General features: G+C 62.3%; 2 protein-coding genes and 1 pseudogene. 1 reads left to right on the top strand and 2 read right to left on the bottom strand.

Annotated features, from left to right (window positions below):
• Together P3W85_RS32370 and P3W85_RS32365 are read right to left on the bottom strand one after the other, a co-directional pair.
• Positions 1 to 2418: pseudogene (locus tag P3W85_RS32370) on the bottom strand (hypothetical protein); the annotation flags it as partial.
• Between the two features lie 527 nt (positions 2419 to 2945).
• The gene (locus P3W85_RS32365) at positions 2946 to 4148 is read right to left on the bottom strand and encodes a serine hydrolase (RefSeq protein WP_276267761.1); all 1203 of its coding nucleotides are present in this window, start codon (positions 4146 to 4148) and stop codon (positions 2946 to 2948) included.
• 137 nt (positions 4149 to 4285) lie between these two features.
• On the opposite strand from P3W85_RS32365, the gene P3W85_RS32360 reads away from it, so the two are divergent.
• Entirely contained in the window at positions 4286 to 5314 is a 1029-nt protein-coding gene (locus P3W85_RS32360) for a helix-turn-helix domain-containing protein (protein ID WP_276267760.1), read from the top strand.
• Positions 5315 to 6000: the final 686 nt, after the last annotated feature.

The raw sequence follows: 6000 nt of genomic DNA, 5'->3' as shown, positions 1-6000 counted from the left end.
GCTCAGGCCAACGCTGTTCGATCCAGTCGTCGTGATTTTGTGTCCACCAAGGACCGCAACGTGCCCGCCATTGCCGCCGCCTCCGCCGTTGCCGCCAATGTTCACGGCGACATTGATCCCGAGGCTGCCCGCGATCAGATTCGACGCGCCGCCGCTGCCGCCGCCGCCGCCAATGCTCTGCGCGACGATTCCGCCGGCGTTCACGCCTCCGGTCGCGATAGTTCCACCCACATTTTTCACGGTAACGCCGCCGCCGGTCCCGCCTTCCCCGCCGACGCCGCCGATGCTCACGCCGACGAGGGAAGGACCAAAGAAGTGACCATTGGCGACGCCGCCATTGCCGCCGCCGCCGCCGACGCTGAGTGCGTCGATACCCTGGCTATGGTCGCCATACGTGATAATCGACCCGGCATTGGTCGCCGCGACGCTGCCACCATCGCCGCCGTTGCCGCCGCCGCCGCCGACCGAGATGCCGCCGGCCGCGTTTCCGCCGCCAGCGCCGCCGCCGCCAAGACTGTGGCTCAGGAGTCCGGACGCACCGACGCCTCGGGTGGTGATGGTTCCATAGTTATGAAGCTGGACATCGCCTTCCCTGCCGCCTTTGCCGCCCTTACCGCCGCCTGAGTAGATGATGCCGGAATCGTCTCCGCCTTTGCCGCCCGTGCCGCCCTCGGATATGCCGGCGATACCCTGGGCTGCCGCGCCTGTTGTGGTTATGGAGCCATAGTTCGAAATCGTAACGGAGCCACCGTTGCCTCCGTTGCCACCTGGCTTGCCTGTATTGGGATTGAGGATTCCGCTGCTTCCACCGTCGCCGCCAGATCCGCCCTGACTCAGCGCCAAAATGCCATCCGCTGTCTGGAAATAATCGTAAATGTTGAACGTCGAGCTGCTCGTGGAAATCGAAGCGCCGCTGCCGATCGTGATCGAGACGTCGCCGCCGTTGCCGCCGTTGCCGCCCGGCGTTTGATACCCTGAATCCGCGCTCCCGCCTTTGCCCCCCTTACTGAACGCGTGGACGCCGGATTGCAGGGCCGTGATGGCGCCGGCCTGGTAATCCAGACTAATCGCCCCCCCGGCACCGCCGTTTCCTGATGGGTGGGAGCCGTTACCGGTGCCAGGGCCGCCGCCGCCGCCCCGCGCCTGCAGAACCAGGCCCGCACCCTTCAGGTTAGTGACGTTTCCCGACATCGTGGCCACAATCGGCCCGGCCCAGCCGCCCCCTACACCCGTGGGGTTGGCGCCTAAGCCTCTTTCCGCGGCGGAGGCGCCATATCCTCCATTTGCGGCGATCGCTACCGCATACGAACCGCCGGCGGTGATCGACACATTGTTAAAATTGACTGTGACGCCGTTGCTTACGCCGCCCTGGCCGTAGGCGCCATTGACAAAATCAGAGGGACCAAAGCCGTAAAGGCCTCCGTTGCCGCCCGAACCGTCCAGAGTAATGCCGTTCCCGCCAAGATTCTGGATGCTGATTCCGGCAGCGTTGAGGGTGAGCCCGCCGCCGGCACCTCCATAGCCCCCCCAATGATTTCGGCTGGTCTGAAAATTCTCTCCGTTTCCGCCGTTTCCGCCTCTCGCGTTGATAGACACTGCGTTGTCGTAGCTGTCCTGTGCACTTCCGCTAATACTGTTCGGCAGAGTGAAATCCCCTCCCAGGCTTGCCGTTCCAGGCGAGCCATTGGAGTCGCTATAAGCGTATTGACCGTCGGGGCCGGAACAATCGAGGACATAAGGAATTTGGGAGACTGACTTGCATTCGAAAGCCGCAACATAACCGCTCTGAAGCGCCAGCGTCCCAAGCGACGTCGCCGCCAGATACGCCGCGCGACTGCGTCCGCGTCCTGGTGGCGGCAAAGTCGCGCCGGCTATCGCCAGCGTTTGCTCCGCATCCTCGTCGCACGCCGCGCCGTGCGCCTTTGATTTCGCAGCGCTCATCACCCGCCCCCTAATCAAAACGCTGAACGCACGGTCTGGCGGTTTGCGCGCGCTGCAATCGAAAATGGGCCAACCAACGCTCTGATCGTTCAGCTCGCTAGCTTCTGCGAAACGATAAGCACCATCGCGGGCACTTCTCTCGACCATCGCGACAATTTCTTCGAAGAGTTCGTTCTGTGCCTGCGCGGGTGTGCTTTCTCCGTTCGCGGTGGCATGGGAAAGGACCTCGGCCGCGCCGAGCATCGCCAAATGGCCAGCTGAAGCAATAGCGCCACCTCTGGCGAATGAACTGAAAACGGTGCGATGACTGCAGCCGTGTCCGCCCAAGTCTGTTGGCTTGCCCAAAGCGCCGGGCCCAGGACTGCCGCTTCGGATTTCGACGTGCGCCAGACCGATCCGGCACTTCACGATGAGCGTCGCCTGATACTTTCGTTTGATCTTTTCGAGTTCTGTTGAACCAGTCAGCGCCGCGATCACGCCGGGTATTGCGTGGCCCTGGAGAAGCACGCAGTCGACATAGTGCTCTGCGAGCAGCCCGTTCCGCCTGCCAAAATGGCCGCAAACAACGGGTTTTGTAACGCCGACCTGCTCTGCGAGCCGTCCTAGCGTCAAAACGTCAGTGTCCTCCTCTCGCACCAGCCTCCATGAGACGTCCAGAAGCCGGCAATGCCGATCCTCCCGAGAGAGGCGGCGACGCAGTGGCGAACTGGAATCCCATATTCTCGTTCTGGCGCTTGACATGACGATACCCCATTAGGAATTTTCTAAAAGCATTACCGAGAAGGAAGGCGCGTCAAAACCAACCGATGCACCCGTTCCGGGATTCCGGTCGTTTGTTGCGATCATGCTCACGGGCTGGGCCCCACCTTCAATCGTGGCTGAACCGCCGCCCTCATGTCACTCCCGAATGGCGTCCACACATCTAGCACCGGTGTCGAAGCTGCGTGCCCCGCCTTCACAGCAGAAGCCGGCATCCAAAGACCCCATTGGCAGCGGGCTAGCGGTCAGCCCTTGGCGGCCGTGGCCGCTTCGCGCAGGACGTCGGCTGCGGCGGCAATGAATTCGCCGGTGCGTTCTGTACTCAATGCTCCGCCGGTCCAGTTCAGCGTCAGGCAGAATGTCACGGGCACGGCGCCGGCCAACATCTGACCGGCAAAGCACAGACAGTGGAAGCTTTCCCAATCGATGCTCCCGCCCTTGCCAAAGCCTTGCACGCGCGCCGGAACAGCCATCCACACTGCGTCCGCCATCGCATGGATGCGCTTGTACTCTGCCAGGGTCGCGGGTTGGCGGAAGAATTTTCCCGACATGGACTGTCGGTACCAACTCACCATCTCGGAGGCTGTGCTCAGCATTGCCTGCTTGTCGTTGATGACGTCGGCGCGCGACGTGAGCCCGAGATTCTCGTTGTTGCCCAGCCTGACCATGCCTTCCCACCCGAGGTCGACACCTGGTTCCGCCCCGGCAAGGTACGAAAACAGCTTGCGTGTTGAATCGGGAATGCGCGTCTGGTGCAGCCCAGCCTCGGCGATCAGCGCGCGCACGCGGTCCGGGCCAGCCACGGCGAGTGCGACATCCGTGGCGGTGTTGTCGCTATGCGTGATCATCGCCTCCAGGGCGCTGCGGTACGACGTCTTGCCGGACAGTCCCAGGAACACCGGGCTTCCCGGCGAGCGGTAGGCGTCGCTGATTTCGCAGGCCCGGTCTTCGGTCAAGCCGCCGAGCCCTGCTTCCACGTCGCGCAGGAATTGCGCGAGGATGTAGGTCTTGACCGCGCTGCCAACGAACAGCTGCCGATCCGGGTAATAGCCGGCGGACCACGCCGGGGCGGCCGTACTTGATGGATCGGCCCGCACCAGACAATTGGCGGTATCGGGTGCCAACGCAGCAAAACGTCCGATCGCGGCCTCTACATTGGCGGGGCTGGCCGCTTCAGCGTTTGCGCCGTAGGCCGCAAGCGCGGGCAGTGCCAGGGACGTTGCGGCAAGCTTGAGCGTGCGTCGCCGGGCAGGTTGAAACGAGGTCATGTAGAGGTTCCCGTGCAAATAGCGGGGCCATATCGATACAGCGCCGCCCGGTCTTGTCATTAGCCCGAACAGCTCCCCTTTTGATGCACCGCCGGGCCCTTCTGAATTTGCGTACAGTTTATGGCAGAATCGAATCAGCGCGTAGTCAACGAATCTCGATCTTTCGTCAGAATGTCGCATTCGAGGCGACCGCAGCCGACATCCACCAGCGGCACAAAAAACTGCCTCCGTCCGGCATTGGCTCGACATGCCAGGTGCGCGGCGGGCCGTCTCGATGGTTGTCGCACTCAACGTGTTTCTTGTATGGGGCCAGGGTCATGGGGACAACAACACGCCGCAATGCCTTCGCTGTTGCGCCTCTGGGGAAAAACACCGGATCCGCCGGCACGTTCCACCACTTCTCCACCAACGATGAAACGGGCCCCAACCAGCTCGACTACTGGATGGCCAATGCCTACCGCTCAGTCGAGGCGCGTCCCGACGACGGCGTTGCGCTGCACGGGAGCATCGATACGTGCCACGGTGCGGGCACACAATTTGTCCATTGCACGAGTTCCGCCGTCCGCACCTGGCTAACGCCGCAACGGGTGCGCACCACCGACGAGCACATCGCCATCTGCCTGCTCGACCGCGGGCTTTTCAGGGTGGAGCAAGCGGACGGCACGCGCACGATCGTGCATGGAGGCGAGCTGTTCATGTTCGATTGCGGGCAGCCAATGTCGTCGCACTGGAGCGAATCCTCGATCTGCTACCTGCGCGTTCCCCGCCAGATTGTGCGACAGGCGGTTGGCTACGACCCCGCCGATCTCGGGCGGGTGGTCACACCGCTTACTGCATCCGGGCTGGCGCCCTTCGTGTCAGCCCAGTTGCGCATGCTGGCCGCTCACGGACCGGCGCTCGACCGCGCCGCCCTCGAGCAGGTCATGCGGGCCACGGTTGACCTGTCACTCCAACTAGTCGCCTCGCATCCAGCCATCGCTGGTCGGATCGGAGGAAATGCACAGTGGCGCGCCGGCAAGTTGCAGGCGGCGTATTGCTTCATGAAGCAGCATGCGCACCAGCACGATCTCACACCGGACAGTATCGCAGCCTTTCTGCACTGCTCGCGCGCACAGCTGTACCGGCTGTTCGAGGGCGAGCCGATGAGCGTAATGGTGGCGTTGCGCGAGATTCGCCTGCTCAGGAGCCGTGATTACCTGGAGCGGGCCGGTCCGGTGGCTCATGTTGGCGCCATCGCGCATGCCTGCGGCTTTGCCGACCATTCAGCCTTCGGCAAGCTGTTCCGCCAACGCTTCGGAATTACGCCAAGTCAGGCACACGCTGCCGCGCAGTGCTTGACACCTTGACCGAGCCGGAAGGGGCCGCCGTAGACGTTGTTTGCGTGCGCTAAATCGGAGACTCAGCTGGTTTACATCGTTCTAGCAGCTGCGCGCGCTGGACTGCTTCCACCAATCGCGTAAGAGGCTCCATCCAATTCGGCCGTTGCGAAGCGACACCTGGTCCGGGTCGTCCGCTTTGATCGCGAGTCAAGCGGAGCGTTTGGGGCAGTGGCCCACTTCGGCGACCTCAACTTCAAGCACTGGGCCGTCCGCGCGCAATTGTTAGCGAACAACGAACGCGCCGTCTCCATGCGTCTGCTCATCTCCCTCATCCTGCCCCGGCTCATCTTTTTCGCGATCGGCAGGCCTATCTTGAGGATCGTCTGCCCCACTCTCCAAATCATCTTAGTCGGCGGGATCCCACACGACGATCTGCGCCGCCTACTCGCTCAGCAAGTATGAGACTGACCAGGGATTTAAGGAGGAGTTCGGGAATAGCGGGCGCGACAAACTATGCAATGCGGGCAGCATGACATGCGTACTATACCTATTGCGCATAACATATAAAATTTGCGCATGTTTCATTGTTTCTCGGCTTCTCCAATTCAAAATTCTTGCTAGTCTCAACTTCGATGTTTAGCTTGCTACACGCGGGGGAAGCTGCCGTAACTCGTTCTCTTCTACGCGGGCATGATGATCGCCGTCCCTGCCGA

Source organism: Cupriavidus basilensis (assembly GCF_029335485.1).
GTDB lineage: Bacteria > Pseudomonadota > Gammaproteobacteria > Burkholderiales > Burkholderiaceae > Cupriavidus > Cupriavidus basilensis_E.
This window is presented reverse-complemented; position numbering and strand designations above follow the sequence as displayed.

What these genes read in the sequence shown, in the direction of transcription:
- P3W85_RS32365 (WP_276267761.1), bottom strand. Translation starts at nt 4,148, where the DNA reads ATGCGACATTCTGACGAAAGATCGAGATTCGTTGACTACGCGCTGATT.
- P3W85_RS32360 (WP_276267760.1), top strand. Translation starts at nt 4,286, where the DNA reads ATGGGGACAACAACACGCCGCAATGCCTTCGCTGTTGCGCCTCTGGGG.